We start from the raw sequence: 15,911 nt of genomic DNA, 5'->3' as shown, positions 1-15,911 counted from the left end.
ACCAAAAGCGGAGGGAAGTATACGAAGTTTATTGTTACTTGTCACCACTGAATTTGCCAGAAATTGACTTCTGAGGATCGTTTGGTTATCTGTTAAGCAATATAGGAAGGCTATTGAATAGATATTGCTGATTTATAACAACAAAAAAGCCCGCTTTATGCGGGCTTTTTAATCTTTCGATTATCTTAGTTCTATTAAGACTTACTCGTCTAAGAACGACTTTAAGATTTCTGAACGAGAAGGGTGGCGTAGTTTACGCAATGCTTTCGCTTCAATCTGACGAATACGTTCACGTGTTACGTCAAACTGTTTACCGACTTCTTCAAGCGTATGGTCGGTGTTCATATCGATACCAAAACGCATACGTAATACTTTAGCTTCACGAGCTGTTAGACCTGCTAATACTTCGTGAGTCGCATTCTTTAAACTTTCGCTTGTCGCTGAGTCTAAAGGAAGCTCTAAGGTATTATCCTCAATAAAGTCACCTAAGTGCGAATCTTCATCGTCACCAATTGGTGTTTCCATTGAAATCGGTTCTTTAGCGATTTTTAACACTTTAAGAATCTTATCTTCAGGCATTAGCATACGCTCAGATAATTCTTCAGGTGTTGGCTCGCGACCCATTTCTTGTAACATTTGACGTGAAATACGATTTAATTTGTTAATCGTTTCAATCATATGTACTGGAATACGAATAGTACGCGCTTGATCAGCAATAGAACGAGTAATTGCCTGACGGATCCACCATGTTGCATAAGTCGAGAACTTATAACCACGACGGTATTCAAACTTATCTACAGCTTTCATCAAACCAATGTTACCTTCCTGAATCAAATCCAAGAACTGTAAACCACGGTTGGTGTATTTTTTAGCGATAGAAATTACAAGACGTAAGTTTGCTTCAACCATTTCTTTCTTCGCACGACGAGCTCTAGCTTCACCGATTGACATGCGACGGTTGATGTCTTTAATAGCACGGATGATTAAGCCGGTTTCTTCTTCGATTGCAGCGAGTTTAGTGCTACAACGAACAACGTCTTCTTCAACCATTCTTAAGCCTTCAGCGTAAGGCTTATTACTGTCTTTTTCAGCGTGGAACCAAGCTAAATCAGTTTCATTACCAGTGAAAAACTTAACAAAGTTTTTCTTTGGCATTTTAGCTTGTTCAACACAAAGCTTAAGGATTAAACGCTCTTGAACACGAACACGATCCATCATGGTGCGCATGCTTTTAACTAAGCGATCAAACTGTTTTGGGATTAAACGGAATTCTTTGAAAAGCTCGCCAATCACGAATAAAGCGCCAATGGCTTCAGGGTGATCACGACCTTTCTTTTCGATTACCAATAAGCCTTTTTCGTAAGCTTCACGCAATTGGGTGAATTTTTCTTTGGCTTCTTCAGGATCAGGACCTTTTGGACCTTCTTCTTCATCGTCCTCGTCATCACCGTCATCATCTTCGTCTTCTAGTTCTTCTTCTGATAACTCAGAGCCTACGTGTGTTGCTGTTGGCGCAACATCGTCATCATCTGGGTTAACAAAGCCTGAAATAATATCAGTTAGACGAAGTTCATCAGCTTCATACTTATCAAATTGCTCAAGAATCATCGCAATGGCTTGCGGGTATTCAGATACAGAGCTTTGAACCGTATTAATGCCTTCTTCAATACGTTTTGCGATGACAATTTCGCCTTCGCGGGTCAATAGCTCAACCGTGCCCATTTCACGCATGTACATACGGACTGGATCGGTTGTGCGACCTAATTCGCTCTCTACCGTTGCAAGTGCAGCTGCTGCTTCTTCTGCTGCATCTTCATCGGTGTTGTCCTCAGACATCATCATTTCATCGGCATCTGGCGCTTGTTCATAAACGCGGATACCCATGTCATTGATCATCTGGACAATATCTTCAATCTGATCTGAATCGACCATGTCAGCTGGCAAGTGGTCATTGACTTCAGCATAGGTTAAATAACCTTGCTCTTTACCTTTAGCAAGCAACAATTTAAGTTGCGACTGCGGAGTATGCTCCATAGATATCATCCAAGTTGGGTAACTGAAATAACGACTGGACACTAGCCGAAGCATAAGTGCCAAGCAAATCGTCAATTATAGCTGTATGAACTAAAGTACGCTAGTCCATGACATTGCTTTACTGAACATTTTTGAAATAAAAAATGTGCTTACGCAATGCCTTTCATGATAGAAATCAGCTTCGTTAGCTGAATTTTTTCAGCTTTTGTTAGAGTTTGTTTAAGACTCAGTTCTTGATAGCGCTGTTCAATATATTGATTGTTCAGCCAGATCAAGGTTTGCTTAAACTCCTGAACTAAGTTTTCATCCGCCACTTGGTGGTCCCATTGGGCCAATTTTATCAAGGCACTTTTTTGTTCGTGCTCTCGATACATCTCAAGTAGTTGTGCGCTGTTAAACTGTTGTTCACGAGTTAAGTTTAGCAAATCAATGAGCAATGCAATGCCAGGGATTTGCAAATGGGCTAATGCGGGTTGAGCAGCTAGGCCAAACCCTAATTCAGGACGTTGCACTAATAATGCAATTGCTAATCGCAATGGCGTACCACGACCTTGTAAGCCCTTTTTATTCATAGGCTGCTGTTGTTTAACAGCAAAACCCAATTTTTTCTTTAAATCATCTGCGCTATTCATACCAATTTTATGCGCAAGATTCTCTAAGAGTAAATTCTGTAGAACGGTATCTTGTACTCGTTCAATGAGTGTAATGGCTTGTTTGGCCAGTGCACTTTTATCTGTGCCATATTGGGCTGTTAATGTCTCAAATAAGAATGCGGGCAAGTCGAGCGCATCGAGCATTAATTTTTCAAAACCGTCTTTACCAATTTGACGAACCATCGTATCTGGATCTTCGCCTTGGGGTAAAAACATAAACCGAACCACATCACCTGGTTTTAATAAGGGCAGTGCAGTTTCAAGTGCACGCCAAGCAGCGGCTTTACCTGCTTTATCACCGTCGTAGCAACAAATGACTTCTTTAGCACTACGTACAAGTAACTGAAATTGTTCAGCTGTTGTCGCAGTACCTAATGAAGCAACAGCATAATCTACATCAAATTGGGCTAATGCAACAACGTCCATATATCCTTCAACAATCAACACTTGTTGTGGATCTCGATGACGCTGTTTTAACTCATAAAGGCCGTAAAGCTCGTTGCCCTTATGAAATATGGGCGTTTCTGGCGAATTCAAGTACTTTGGTGTTCCATCGCCTAAAACTCGACCACCAAAGCCAACTACACGACCTCTGCGGTCGCGAATTGGAAACATTAACCGATCTCTAAACCGGTCATAGCGCTTACCGTTATCATTGGCGATTAGCATGCCAGCAGTTAGCAACTTGTCTTGTGCAGCTTGGTTTTGACGGTATCTACCTAATAGGCCATCCCAGCCATCTGGCGCAAAGCCTATTCCAAATTGTTCTACTACTTTTGAAGACAGTCCGCGAAAATCTAAATAGTCGATGACTTTTTGTTTGTCTGAGTGCTGGCGCAATTGACTTTGATAGTAAAGATTGGCTTCTTCCATCAATTGATATAAGTCGCGACTCAAACCTTGATCTTTTTTGGGACCCGTACCTTGTTCTCTTGGTACATCTAATCCCAATTTACCAGCGAGTTCCTCAATGGCATCAACAAACTCCAATCGATCATATTCCATAATAAAATCGATGGCATTGCCATGGGCACCACAGCCAAAACAGTGATAAAACTGCTTATCTTGACTCACGGTAAATGAAGGTGATTTTTCGCTATGAAAAGGACAACATGCAGAGTGATTTTTCCCTGCTTTTTTCAAAGGAACACGATGATCAATCAGATCAACAATGTCTGTGCGAGCTATGAGCTCATTGATAAAGTCACGAGGTATCGCCATAAATGCTATAGGTCTCGCATTACCATGTAGATAAAACAAACAAGCCGCGCAATAATGCACGGCTTATTCAACATTAAAATTTAACTAGTTTAATTTAGCACGAATTTGGCTGCCAATGGCACCCATATCTGCACGGCCTTGAACTTTAGATTTTAATGCTCCCATTACTTTGCCCATATCCGCCATGGATGATGCACCTACCTGAGCGATAGCTTCATCAATAATTGCCGCAACTTCTTCTTCTGTTAAAGGAGAAGGCAAGAAAGTTTCAATAACTTGAATCTCTTCTGCTTCAGATGCTGCTAACTCCGGGCGACCTGCTGACTCATATTGAGCAATAGAATCGCGACGTTGTTTTACCATTTTGGTTAAAACGGCTATTGTTTGTTCGTCAGTCAGAGTTTCGCGGGTATCCACTTCAATCTGTTTAACGGCAGACAATGCCATACGAATAGTCCCCAAACGTGCCTTATCTTTGGCACGCATGGCTTCTTTCATTTGGTCTTTTAGCTGTTCAACTAGGCTCATAATGAGATTAGTATAAACGTACGCGACGTGCGTTTTCGCGAGAAAGCTTCTTAGCTAGACGCTTAACAGCGGCAGCTTTTGCGCGCTTACGTGCAGAAGTTGGCTTCTCGTAGAATTCACGAGCGCGAACATCAGCTAAGATACCTGCTTTTTCACAAGAGCGCTTGAAACGACGAAGAGCTACGTCGAATGGTTCGTTTTCACGTACTTTAATAATTGGCATACGCCATCACCCCTTAGGTGTAGTTAATTTGGCACTACCATCAAAGGTAGATTAACCAAGGCTATTTAAAATGGTGCGAAATTCTACACCGATAATGATGCTTTTGTAAACCCCCTTTATGGGCGACTTTGTGTAATTGGCTTGTCATATTTTGCAGTTAGTCCCTTGATGACTGGAATAACCTCTCATCAAGAGGTAGAATTGCCGCCCTTACATTTTTAGGAAGATGAGCTGCTATGCGGGTTTTAGGTATTGAAACATCTTGTGATGAAACAGGAATTGCTGTGTTTGATGACGAGCAAGGATTGTTATCACATGCTTTATATAGTCAAGTAAAGTTACATGCTGATTATGGCGGCGTTGTACCTGAGTTAGCCTCACGAGATCATGTTCGTAAAATTGTCCCATTAATTAAGCAAGCGTTAAAAGAGGCCAATTCAACGGTCGATGACATTGATGGTATTGCCTTTACCAAAGGCCCTGGCTTAATTGGTGCTTTATTAGTGGGGGCATGTGTAGGTCGCTCTTTAGCCTATTCATGGGATAAACCTGCGATTGGTGTACATCACATGGAAGGGCATTTACTTGCGCCGATGCTTGAAGATGATGCGCCAGAGTTTCCTTTTCTTGCTTTATTGGTATCTGGCGGACACTCGATGCTTGTTAAGGTCGATGGTATCGGCCAATACGAAGTGTTAGGCGAATCAGTGGATGATGCGGCAGGTGAAGCGTTCGATAAAACCGCTAAATTAATGGGGCTAGATTATCCTGGCGGACCTCGCTTAGCTAAGCTTGCATCAAAAGGTGTCGAAGCGGGTTACAAGTTCCCAAGACCAATGACAGACAAACCAGGCTTAAATTTCAGTTTTTCAGGTTTGAAAACATTTACTGCCAATACAATTGCTGCAGAGCCTGATGATGAACAAACACGTGCTAATATTGCGCGTGCGTTTGAAGAAGCGGTAGTGGATACGCTTGCGATAAAATGTCAGCGAGCCCTTAAATTAACCGGTTATAACCGACTTGTCGTCGCAGGTGGAGTCAGCGCCAATACTCGTTTAAGAGAAAATCTCGCGACTATGATGGCAAAGCTCAATGGTGAGGTATTTTATCCGCGTGGTGAATTTTGTACCGATAATGGCGCTATGATTGCTTTCGCTGGTTTACAGCGCCTAAAAGCAGGACAAACCGAAGATTTAGAAGTGAAAGGTCAGCCTCGCTGGCCTTTAGATACGTTAGATGCCATTTAATATTTATAACGTGTAATAGGCTTGGTGCTTTAAATGTAAGCGGCTAAAGTACCCGTAAAAAAACCTAAGCTACGGCTTAGGTTTTTTTATTTGATTTTTTATCTATCCAGTGTGAAGGGGATTAAATCAATTGTGTTCAGTTGATGCTTTCTTTTTTCTCGATAACTTACTTTCTTCACCAATACGTAAGCGCTTTATGTTGTCTTTATGCCTAATTACAATTAGCAGTGACAGCATAGCAACAGGAATGGTAAACCTGTCATCAAGCCACCAAGTATAAACGGGAGCGAGTATGGCGGTTAAGATAGCTGCAAGAGATGAATAACGAGTCAAAAAGACAAAGACTATCCATGTGGCAATTAAACATAATGCTAAATCCCCGCCAATCGGTGCCATAGCACCAAATGCTGTAGCAACACCTTTACCGCCTTGGAAATTAAAAAATATCGGGTAGATATGGCCTAAACAGGCTGCAATAGCGATTAAGCCTAACGAAACGGCATCTTGTCCTAGCACATAGCTAAAATAACTTGGGGCTGCTCCTTTGAGCATGTCAAAAAATAACACTAATGCCGCTGAACTGGCACCACCAATCCTGAGCACATTTGTTGCGCCTGGATTCCCCGAGCCTTCCGTGCGGGGATCTGGCAAACCACGTAATTTACATACGAGAATTGCACTTGAGATAGAACCGGCTAAGTAGGCGGTTATAATCATCAAAATAGTGATTGTAACTGCGCTCAAATTGGTTTCCTTTCACTTCTTAGGGTATCATCGCCCATTAATTTATTTCACTTGAGACGTAACCTGATAATTGGGTTAATACGCTCTGTTACATCGTGACACGTTCAAAGATTACAGCCGTTATCCTACTGCGTAAATCGCTTAGGAAAAAGACGAGATCTATAATAACTGCTATTTGAGTTAATTTTCAGCCTTTTCAGCTGAAATATTTATGAAAAGACGTGTAAACCGTGGAGTTCACATGGATAAAGTATTAATACGCGAACTAAAAGTTGAAACTGTTATCGGTATTTATGAGTGGGAAAAGAAAATACACCAAACATTACTGATAGATTTAGATATGGCTTGGGATAACAAACTGGCTGCCGCTTCAGACGATTATCAACATGCTCTGTGTTATGAAACTGTCTCTAATCGTTTAACTGCGCTAATTACTGAAAAGCCGATAGAGTTGATTGAAACCGTTGCTGAAATGGTCGCTAATTGTTTAATCAATGAATTTAATGTTTTGTGGGTAAAGGTCGCTGTTATGAAACCGGGTGCAGTACCAACGGCAAAATCAGTCGGCGTAGTCATTGAACGTGGTCATATATGATGTCCATCGTTAATGGACTTTATTTAAGTGGTAATCACATTTAATTGACAGTTAACATGTTTCAATTAATCAAATATTCATAATCGCTCTGTATAATTTCGGATGAGTTAATGGCACGTATTTATATCAGCTTGGGCACCAACATTGATCCTGTTGAGCACATGCAGTCGGGACTAATTGACCTACACGAACAATTTGGTCAATTAACCCTATCAAGAATGTTTGAAAGTGAAGCTGTGGGCTTTAATGGCACTAACTTTTTAAATATGGTTGCTGCAGCAGATACTGAAATGAGTATTGCGGATGTGGTTGCCACTTTTAAACGTATTGAAAAACAAAATGGACGTATTCGTGGCGAGAAAAAATTTAGTCCGCGAAGTTTAGATATCGATTTACTGCTTTATGACAACGAGGTTTGCCAATTTCCAATTGAGCTTCCCCGTGGTGAAATTCTTTATAATGCCTTTGTATTATGGCCGCTTGCAGAAGTTGCGCCGAGTTTACAGCATCCAAAAAACACTAAAACATACCAGTCATTGTGGGAAGAGTACGATAAAACGAGTCAGAATATCTGGCCTGTAGAATTTGACTTTCCAGCAATACTGACTCGTTAATTATATTTAAAGGAACAACATGGAAACGCTTCAGGTTATCTTTTTAGCGCTTATTCAAGGGCTAACAGAGTTCTTACCCATTTCAAGTTCAGCTCATCTTATTTTACCTTCGCAGATTTTAGGCTGGGAAGATCAAGGTTTAGCCTTTGATGTTGCAGTGCATATAGGTTCATTGTTGGCTGTTGTTATTTACTTTAGAACAGAAATTTGGGCCATGTTGAAAGCCTGGATTGCCAGTATAACGAAAGGTGTTCACACCGATGACAGTAAATTAGCTTGGTGGATTATTCTAGCGACACTTCCAGCGGTATTTTTTGGCTTCATGGCAAAAGACTTAATTGAGACTTACTTACGTGGCCCTGGTGTGATTGCTATTACGACGGTTATTTTTGGTCTGCTTTTATGGGTAGGTGATAAAATGGCTCGTAATGAACTCACTGAATATCAAACGGGTTGGCGTAAAGCGTTATTAATAGGCTTCGCGCAAGCTATGGCAATTATTCCGGGTACTTCACGTTCTGGTATCACCATTACCGCAGCATTGATGCTAGGTCTTAATCGCGACGCAGCGGCTCGCTTTTCATTTTTAATGTCTATTCCTGTCATTTTAGGTGCGGCTATTTTAATGAGTAAAGACGTGATTTCTGGCGATCTCACCATGGATTACACTGAATTACTATTAGGCGTTGCCGTTTCTTTTGTTGCTGCATATACCTGTATTTTCTTCTTCCTAAAAATCATTAGTAAGATTGGTATGACACCATTTGTGTTGTATCGATTAATGCTAGGCGCCGTATTATGTGGCTTTATTTTCCTGTAAAATAAGCTATCTTGAAAAACGGGTGCTAGCACCCGTTTTTTGTTTCCTACACTTTTTCTTCGAAAAACTCATACCCAATACTGCCACTGTAAGGATGTTTTCTCGTTATGGATTCAATATTAGTTTGCCCGATTTGTGCTGAATCGCTGCAGTTACATGAGCAATCTCAAGGTTATTATTGCAATAACAAACATCACATTGATAAAAATGCTCAAGGCTATTGGTCGTTTGTCACATCGCCTAAATTTAAAGGCAGTTCCGAGAGTAGGCAGCAGCTTAGAGCAAAACGTTTTTTGAAGGCATCAGGTATTTTATCGCCGTTAGTTAAACAAGTATCGAGCGTATTTTCTGACGTAGCGGAAGGCAAAGACGAAGTTAATCATTTGAATTATCAGTGTAATGATGGTTTTTATATTCGATCATTATCAACACTATCAGCACAAGCTGAAGATAATGTTACACATTGGGGCGTATCTGAGGCGGACAATGCCTTATTTGCAGCGAGTAAAGATACCACTCCAGCAAATTTATTGTTAACACCGTTTAAAAAGCTTCCTTTTAAATCTGACGCAATAGATATTGTGACTGTTTTTGAGGCGCAGCTAAAAGGTAAAGAATGTTTACGAGTGTTAAAACCAGATGGCGCTTTATTGTTACTTGTACCAGGCGCGAGACATTTATGGCAGCTGAAGCAAAAAATCTATCAAAATTTGCTTGAAAAACCACAGCAACTCAATCTACCGAAAGATGTTGAAATAATTAACACAACCGAGATTAAGTTTAATGCAGATGTATCGGGTGAACAGGCAATAACTTTATTAGATATGAATAACCTTAGCTGGCGAGTAAACGACGAGTTGGCGCATCAAATTAAACAAACAAGCTTTGAACAACTAGAGTTTGATTATGTGTTACTGCACCTAAAGAAGCGCTGATAGGGTTATGTTGTTACTATTGAATTACTGCTAGTGAAGATGAATGAAATAGCAAAAAAGATGTCGCACTAGAAACAATTAAGGCTTGAAATATTCAATGACGGTTAAGTCAAATCAGTATTATCAAGCCTTAATAATCAACCTAAATAAATAAGCTAATTTTCATGTATTCTTACTTTTTGTAAGAAGAAGCCATGTTGTCGATACGGTCGTTAGCACGCTTAGCTTCTGCTTGTGCGTCCATTGATGCAGCTTTTGCATCTTTAACATCAGCAGCGATTTTGCTTTGATCAGATTTTAAAGAGCTAACTTCAGCAGATAGTTGATCTACTTTGTTACCTAGGTTAGCAACACTTTCTTCAAGAGCAGTAGTGTTAGCACAGCCACCTAAAAGAGCAGTCATAGCAACACCAGCAATCATTAATACTTTCTTGTTCATGGAAAATCCCTTCATTATAGGTTGTATAAATTGCTGAGGTACAATACCCAGCAGCCGTTTAATTATGTCACAGCTTTTAAATTTTGCTATACCAAATAACAATAAAAGTGACAAAAAACATCGTAAATCTAATGGATTGAAGCATATTTACTTATCATTTAGGCTAAAACTGCTTAAAACGGCACCAGATTCAGATTTTAATGGCTTCAACATTTAGCTGATTAGTTTAGGTATTGAATTCATTGAAAGAATACATCAAGGCGCCATTGGTACTAAGTTTGGGCTTGCAAAGTTTGCTTAAATTGCTTTATTGCCTCAATTCTTCGAACCGATAATTGTTGTTTGATCTCTTTACCTTGAAAGCCTGCTTTAATCACCTCTTGTACATTGACTTCTTGTGCAAGAATGAAACACTTTTTCAGGTAATCACTTTGAGGGTAATCAGCATTTTCAAACCCCGTTCTGCCTTGAATATCCGCTTGGCAGCATATTAATAAGTCATCTAAGCGATGTGGTTTACGCCAAAAATCTGCTTTATCAAAAATTTTGATAATGGTTTCAGGCCTTAGCTCATCAGCATTGTGTATATTTTGATGTTGGTCACTACACAATAGTGCAAGCTCTTTGAATTCATTGGGTGTTTTAAGGCGCTGACATAGCTTTTTGATAATAGGTAAGCCTTTTTGGCCATGACCATGATGCTTAGGCCATAACTCTTTTGGTGTGATGCCTTTACCTAAGTCATGAACCAAGGCTGCAAAACGTATTGCTTTATTAGTGCTCAGTTTCGTCGCTGCTTGCAATACCATCATAGTATGAATACCACTGTCGATTTCAGGGTGCCATTTTTCAGGTTGTGGAACGCCAAATAAGCAATCGATTTCCGGGAATAAAACCGCTAAAGCGCCACACTTTCTAAGTTGTTGGAAAAACACTTCAGGTCGTTCGGTTGATAACGCTTTATCTACCTCTTGCCACACTCTTTCAGGGGTGAGAAATTCAAGTTCTCCTGACTCGGTGATCTGAGTCATCAATGCCATTGTTTCACTCGCGATGTCAAAATCCAAATGAGCAAATCTAGCGGCAAAACGGGCAACCCTTAATACCCTTAACGGATCTTCAATAAATGCACTTGATACATGTCTAAGGACACGCGCTTCAATATCTTTTTGGCCACCATAAGGGTCGGTAATGTTACCTGACTCATCCTGAGCCATCGCATTAATCGTTAAATCTCTTCTGAGTAAGTCTTCTTCTAATGTCACGTTTTGGTTGGCATCACAACTAAAGCCTGCATAACCCTGTCCGTTTTTTCGCTCAGTTCGTGCTAACGCATATTCTTGTTGAGTCTTAGGATGTAAAAAAACAGGAAAGTCTTTGCCTACTTGGCTATAGCCTAAGTCAAACATTTGCTCTACGGTACTGCCTACAACGACAAAATCTTTATCTTTGATAGGAAGTGATAAAAGTGAGTCACGTACCGCGCCGCCCACAAGATAGGTTTTCATAAAGTGACATATCCAAAGTATGATAATGAAACAGATAAATAGAAGCAGGTTGTGTTACTGGCTTCGTCATTATAATTTTATACCTAAAGCTTATCACGAGTAACATTTCTACGGCTAAATTTTGACAAGTATCAGCGCAAGCTATAACGTGAGCCGTCAGTTTTAAATAAGGATTTTTGGCCAGATGTATAAAGCATTTTATGGATTAAATGATAATCCATTTTCAATCGCACCCAACCCGCATTATTTGTTTCTCAGTGATCGTCACAGAGAGGCCTTAGCGCACCTGACCTATGGACTAGGTGAGACGGGTGGCTTTGTATTATTAACGGGTGAGGTTGGAACAGGGAAAACGACAGTATCACGTTGTTTGCTGAAACAGCTCCCTGAAAATACCGATACAGCCTTTATTCTTAACCCATCACTGACTGAACAAGAATTGTTGGCAACCTTATGTGATGAGCTAGGTATTAGCTATGGTGAGAACCCATCTATTAAGCAGTTAACAGATTTAATCAGTCAGTATTTGCTAAATAATCATCAAAATAATCGCAACACAGTGTTAATTATTGATGAAGCACAACATCTTCGTGCTGAGGTACTTGAGCAACTGCGCCTGTTAACTAATTTAGAAACGGACACCAAAAAACTATTGCAGGTCATATTAATTGGCCAGCCTGAGTTGCAGCAATTATTAAAACGACAAGAACTCCGTCAATTAGCACAGCGTATTACAGCGCGTTATCATTTATTACCCTTAACTGTTGAAGAAATTCAATTGTATGTTCAGCACCGATTACAAGTAGCGGGGCGTTTTGAACCGTTATTTACCAAAAAAGCGTGTAAAGCATTGCATAAATTCAGTGGCGGGATCCCTAGATTAACCAATCTGTTATGTGAAAGAGCTTTAATGGCGGGTTATGGCCAATCTAAAGTGCCGATTGATCACCATATGGTTAAGCTAGCTGCTGCCGAAGTTTTAGGTGATTTACCCACTGAAAGTTCAAATAAATGGCCGATGATTATTGCAGCTTCTTTAGTGTTAGCTTTTGGCTCATCTTTATACTTCTTTATTGGCAATTCATCAGATATGTCTTCGAGTGGTGAAAGGGCTAAACAGTCAATTCCTCAAACTCAATCAAGCGAGTCATCTCGACAGCCAAGCGGTAATCAAACCATATTACGAGCAGCTATGTCTCAAAGCCGCAGTATTGATAACGCCTTCGCGGGTTTATTTGCCTTGTGGGAAAAACAACCCATTATCGGGCTAACCGCTTGTCAGGCTGCGCAGCAACAAGGCTTAATGTGTCATCAGCAGCAAGGCAATTGGAATAGTATTTCAAGGTTAAATTACCCAGCAGTTGTATATCTTCAAGATCAACAAGCACAGCCTTTTTACGGAGTTGTGGTTGCAAGAGAAGGTGAACAAATTTTACTGCAACTCAGTGAACAACAATTGTGGGTGAGTAAAGACTGGTTTAATCGATACTTCAGTGGCACCTTTGAACTGTTATGGCACTCAGACAGCACGTTGCCTCGAGAAATAAGCCGCACATCGAGCTTGTCTCAAATACAATGGTTAGAGAACAGTTTGGCATTGATAGAGCATAGAACGGCAAGATTAGTGAATGATTTTGATTCTACTCTAGAGCAAGCCTTGATGGATTTTCAAAGATTGCATGGTCTAAAGGCTGATGGTATTGCAGGGAATCAAACATTAGTGCAACTTAACCTGTATCTGAGCCAGAAAGGGCCAAGGTTAACTCAAAGATCAGGACGTAGTTAATGTCTATTTTATTAGATGCTGTGACGAAAGAAAAACAGCAACAAATGGGTGAGCTTCCTGATGCAGTATTAACTCCAAGGGCAAATTACCAGCAAGTTGGCGCTGCTAAATCTTGGGTTAAATATTTACTATTAATTGCGGTCATTATAATAGGTATTTTGGCAGCGTGGGGACTGGCAAAATTATTAAAGCCTGATGTGTCCGGCACGCCTGCGGTTACAAGCTCGCAAGTTAACGTTAATTCAGCTGAAGAAAAGCAAGCTGAAATTAGAATCGCTAATAAAGTGGCTTTACCAGTTGCAAAGCCGCTAAACCAACCTGAATATCGTTCAAGACAGGCGGTAAATCAAAGAGAAGAACAGTCTGTGACTGATGTGGTCTATGATTATCGGTTGAGTGATAATCGAGGCGTTGTGACGGCGAGTCAAGCAGAGCCAAGTTTATCTGCGCCAGCAAAATCTCGAGCTGTACCAAGAGATACCACATCGAACTCATCAACAGAAACGCTTGCAGCATCGGTATCAAGAGCTGCTCAAGCGGAAACTCGTCTTAATGAATCACCTAGCGCTAATGCTGCCAACAATGACATTCCGTTAACGGCTGCTGAGCTGCAAGCACTGTATGGTGAAGATGCAATTATTCTTGGTGCAAACTCAAATTACAAAACTGCCTCAGACTTAGATGCCCTGAAATTAAAAGTGAGTGCTGCGGCAAGTGATGTCAATTTTGAGCAACAAGCTCAAGCGCCACTACAGGCGTCAATCAACCCAGATGAAAATGCCAATGTTGTAGATAATTCCAATAACTTAATGGCAGCGTTTGAAGCTGCTTTAAAAGAAGTTGAATATGAGCAATCAGCGAATGCACCTGTGACAGAACAAAAGCTTGACCCGATCCCTGAACCGAAAAAAGATGAAATCCCTCGCTATGGTCAATTACCTGCCAGTGTGCAACTACAAGTGCCAGAGTTTTCTATTCAGGCCCATGTGTATTCTTCTGCAGCAGAAAATCGTTGGTTGAATGTTGACGGTAAAGAGCTTCAAGAAGGTGACAGTATTAAAGGCAAGTTAAAGGTCATCGAAATTAGACCAAGAGATGTTGTACTTGAGATTGATGGTGAGCAGTTCAAGGTGCCAGCGATATAATCATTTACCTGAATGACTTGTGAATCAGCAAGATTTAGCAGAATAAAAAAGGCGCATAATGCGCCTTTTTTCTATTTTAACTCATTGCTCAAGCAAAGGGTTATAACGCCTTTAATGCAGCAAATGCTTTATCTGCAGCAGCAAGTGTTAATTCAAGCTCTTCTTCACCATGAGCCATAGATAAGAAGCCAGCTTCATAAGCACTTGGTGCTAAGTAAACGCCTTCATCAAGCATTAAGTGATAGAAATGACGGAAATGATCCATGTTACATTGAGTCACTTGGTCAAAGCTGGTGATTGGGTTTGTGTCTTCAGTAAAGAAGAAACCAAACATACCGCCCACTTGGTTAATGCTTAATGGAATACCATGCTTATCAGCAGCCGCTTTAAAGCCTTCAGCAATGCGCTTGGTCTTAGCGGTTAATTCTTCGTAAAGGCCAGGCTGACATAATGCGTCCATTTGCGCTAGACCCGCAGTCATGGCAATAGGGTTACCTGATAACGTACCTGCTTGATACACAGGGCCCGTAGGAGCAATGTACTGCATCACATCTTTACGGCCACCAAAAGCACCGACTGGCATGCCGCCGCCAATAACTTTACCTAGCGTCGTAAGATCTGGCTTCACATTGTAGTGGCCTTGTGCACCGCTTTTAGATACGCGGAAACCCGTCATGACTTCGTCAATGATCATTAATGCACCGAACTCATCACAAATTGCACGTAAGCCTTCAAGGAAGCCCTCAACAGGAGGGATGCAGTTCATGTTGCCAGCAACAGGCTCAAGAATGATACAAGAGATAGCCTCAGGATGTTCATTGAAGATAGCTCTAACTGAGTCTAAGTCATTATAAACAGCTGTTAGTGTGTGTTTAGCAAAGTCTTCAGGAATACCAGGAGAGCTTGGTTGACCAAGGGTTAAAGCACCAGAGCCAGCTTTAACTAATAAGCAATCAGCATGACCATGGTAACAACCTTCAAACTTTAAGATTTTGTCACGGTTGGTGAAACCACGTGCTAATCGAATCGCACTCATTGTGGCTTCAGTACCAGAACTGACCATACGAACTTGTTCGATTGATGGCACCATTTCAATAACTTTTTCAGCCATTTTAACTTCAAGTTCAGTTGGCGCACCAAATGATAAACCGTTCTCTACCGCTTCTAATACTGCTTGGCGGATTTGCGGGTTGTTGTGGCCTAAAATCATCGGGCCCCAAGAACCAACATAGTCGATATATTTTTTGCCATCAGCATCGTAAATATAAGCACCATCAGCTTTTTCGATGAATAGTGGCGAGCCACCAACACCATTAAAGGCACGGACTGGTGAGTTTACGCCACCAGGGATGGTTTGTTTTGCTTGTTCAAAAAGCGCTTCTGAGCGGGTCATGTGAAATCCTTCTAATTTCTTCA

15 protein-coding genes are annotated in these 15,911 nt (G+C 40.8%); 7 read left to right on the top strand and 8 right to left on the bottom strand.

The genetic code is table 11. The features are described from left to right. Positions 1-201: 201 nt before the first annotated feature. From rpoD to rpsU, 4 genes are all read right to left on the bottom strand, one after another. Positions 202-2,034, bottom strand: coding sequence for an RNA polymerase sigma factor RpoD (gene rpoD / locus AN944_RS08885; RefSeq protein WP_055024255.1), 1,833 nt, complete (start codon positions 2,032-2,034; stop codon positions 202-204). 149 nt (positions 2,035-2,183) lie between these two features. Beyond that, positions 2,184-3,908 carry a DNA primase gene (gene dnaG, locus AN944_RS08880; RefSeq protein ID WP_055024254.1) on the bottom strand — a complete coding sequence of 575 codons (1,725 nt, stop codon included), beginning with the start codon at positions 3,906-3,908 and terminating at the stop codon, positions 2,184-2,186. A gap of 84 nt (positions 3,909-3,992) precedes the next feature. Further along, complete coding sequence (locus tag AN944_RS08875) at positions 3,993-4,436, bottom strand: GatB/YqeY domain-containing protein (RefSeq protein ID WP_055024253.1); 444 nt, start codon at positions 4,434-4,436, stop codon at positions 3,993-3,995. Positions 4,437-4,443: 7 nt separating this feature from the next. Beyond that, positions 4,444-4,659 carry a 30S ribosomal protein S21 gene (gene rpsU, locus AN944_RS08870; RefSeq protein WP_055024252.1) on the bottom strand — a complete coding sequence of 72 codons (216 nt, stop codon included), beginning with the start codon at positions 4,657-4,659 and terminating at the stop codon, positions 4,444-4,446. Between the two features lie 236 nt (positions 4,660-4,895). Between rpsU and tsaD the strand changes: the two genes are divergently transcribed. Beyond that, on the top strand, positions 4,896-5,909 hold the full coding sequence (tsaD, locus tag AN944_RS08865; RefSeq protein WP_055024251.1) for a tRNA (adenosine(37)-N6)-threonylcarbamoyltransferase complex transferase subunit TsaD: 1,014 nt from the start codon (positions 4,896-4,898) through the stop codon (positions 5,907-5,909). Positions 5,910-6,035: 126 nt separating this feature from the next. Here tsaD and plsY read toward each other — a convergent pair whose 3' ends face one another. Beyond that, complete coding sequence (gene plsY, locus AN944_RS08860; RefSeq protein ID WP_055024250.1) at positions 6,036-6,653, bottom strand: glycerol-3-phosphate 1-O-acyltransferase PlsY; 618 nt, start codon at positions 6,651-6,653, stop codon at positions 6,036-6,038. A gap of 241 nt (positions 6,654-6,894) precedes the next feature. Here plsY and folB point away from each other — a divergent pair, with 241 nt between their 5' ends. The 4 genes from folB to AN944_RS08840 all read left to right on the top strand — a co-directional run bounded on the left by folB (position 6,895) and on the right by AN944_RS08840 (position 9,617). Beyond that, entirely contained in the window at positions 6,895-7,248 is a 354-nt protein-coding gene (gene folB / locus AN944_RS08855) for a dihydroneopterin aldolase (protein ID WP_055024249.1), read from the top strand. Positions 7,249-7,358: 110 nt separating this feature from the next. Further along, entirely contained in the window at positions 7,359-7,862 is a 504-nt protein-coding gene (gene folK, locus AN944_RS08850; protein WP_055024248.1) for a 2-amino-4-hydroxy-6-hydroxymethyldihydropteridine diphosphokinase, read from the top strand. A 19-nt stretch (positions 7,863-7,881) separates the two neighbouring features. Continuing rightward, entirely contained in the window at positions 7,882-8,682 is an 801-nt protein-coding gene (locus AN944_RS08845) for an undecaprenyl-diphosphate phosphatase (RefSeq protein WP_055024247.1), read from the top strand. A 107-nt stretch (positions 8,683-8,789) separates the two neighbouring features. Beyond that, on the top strand, positions 8,790-9,617 hold the full coding sequence (locus AN944_RS08840; RefSeq protein WP_055024246.1) for a hypothetical protein: 828 nt from the start codon (positions 8,790-8,792) through the stop codon (positions 9,615-9,617). A 172-nt stretch (positions 9,618-9,789) separates the two neighbouring features. Here AN944_RS08840 and AN944_RS08835 read toward each other — a convergent pair whose 3' ends face one another. Both AN944_RS08835 and AN944_RS08830 read right to left on the bottom strand, forming a co-directional pair. Further along, positions 9,790-10,056 (bottom strand): Lpp/OprI family alanine-zipper lipoprotein, encoded by a 267-nt coding sequence (locus tag AN944_RS08835; protein WP_055024245.1) that lies wholly within the window; start codon positions 10,054-10,056, stop codon positions 9,790-9,792. Positions 10,057-10,328: 272 nt separating this feature from the next. Then, on the bottom strand, positions 10,329-11,564 hold the full coding sequence (locus AN944_RS08830; RefSeq protein ID WP_055024244.1) for a multifunctional CCA addition/repair protein: 1,236 nt from the start codon (positions 11,562-11,564) through the stop codon (positions 10,329-10,331). Positions 11,565-11,748: 184 nt separating this feature from the next. Between AN944_RS08830 and AN944_RS08825 the strand changes: the two genes are divergently transcribed. Both AN944_RS08825 and AN944_RS08820 read left to right on the top strand, forming a co-directional pair. Then, positions 11,749-13,350, top strand: coding sequence for an ExeA family protein (locus AN944_RS08825; protein ID WP_055024243.1), 1,602 nt, complete (start codon positions 11,749-11,751; stop codon positions 13,348-13,350). Continuing rightward, positions 13,350-14,495, top strand: a complete 1,146-nt coding sequence (locus AN944_RS08820; RefSeq protein WP_055024242.1) for a general secretion pathway protein GspB — start codon at positions 13,350-13,352, stop codon at positions 14,493-14,495. The genes AN944_RS08825 and AN944_RS08820 overlap by 1 nt, the downstream gene beginning before the upstream one ends. Positions 14,496-14,595: 100 nt before the next feature. On the opposite strand, the gene hemL is transcribed toward AN944_RS08820, so the two are convergent. Continuing rightward, positions 14,596-15,888 (bottom strand): glutamate-1-semialdehyde 2,1-aminomutase, encoded by a 1,293-nt coding sequence (gene hemL, locus AN944_RS08815; protein ID WP_055024241.1) that lies wholly within the window; start codon positions 15,886-15,888, stop codon positions 14,596-14,598. Positions 15,889-15,911: the final 23 nt, after the last annotated feature.

This window comes from Shewanella sp. P1-14-1 (assembly GCF_001401775.1).
Classification (GTDB): domain Bacteria; phylum Pseudomonadota; class Gammaproteobacteria; order Enterobacterales; family Shewanellaceae; genus Shewanella; species Shewanella japonica.
The sequence above is the reverse complement of the archived record's forward strand: the minus strand, read 5'-3'. Positions and strand labels throughout refer to the sequence as shown.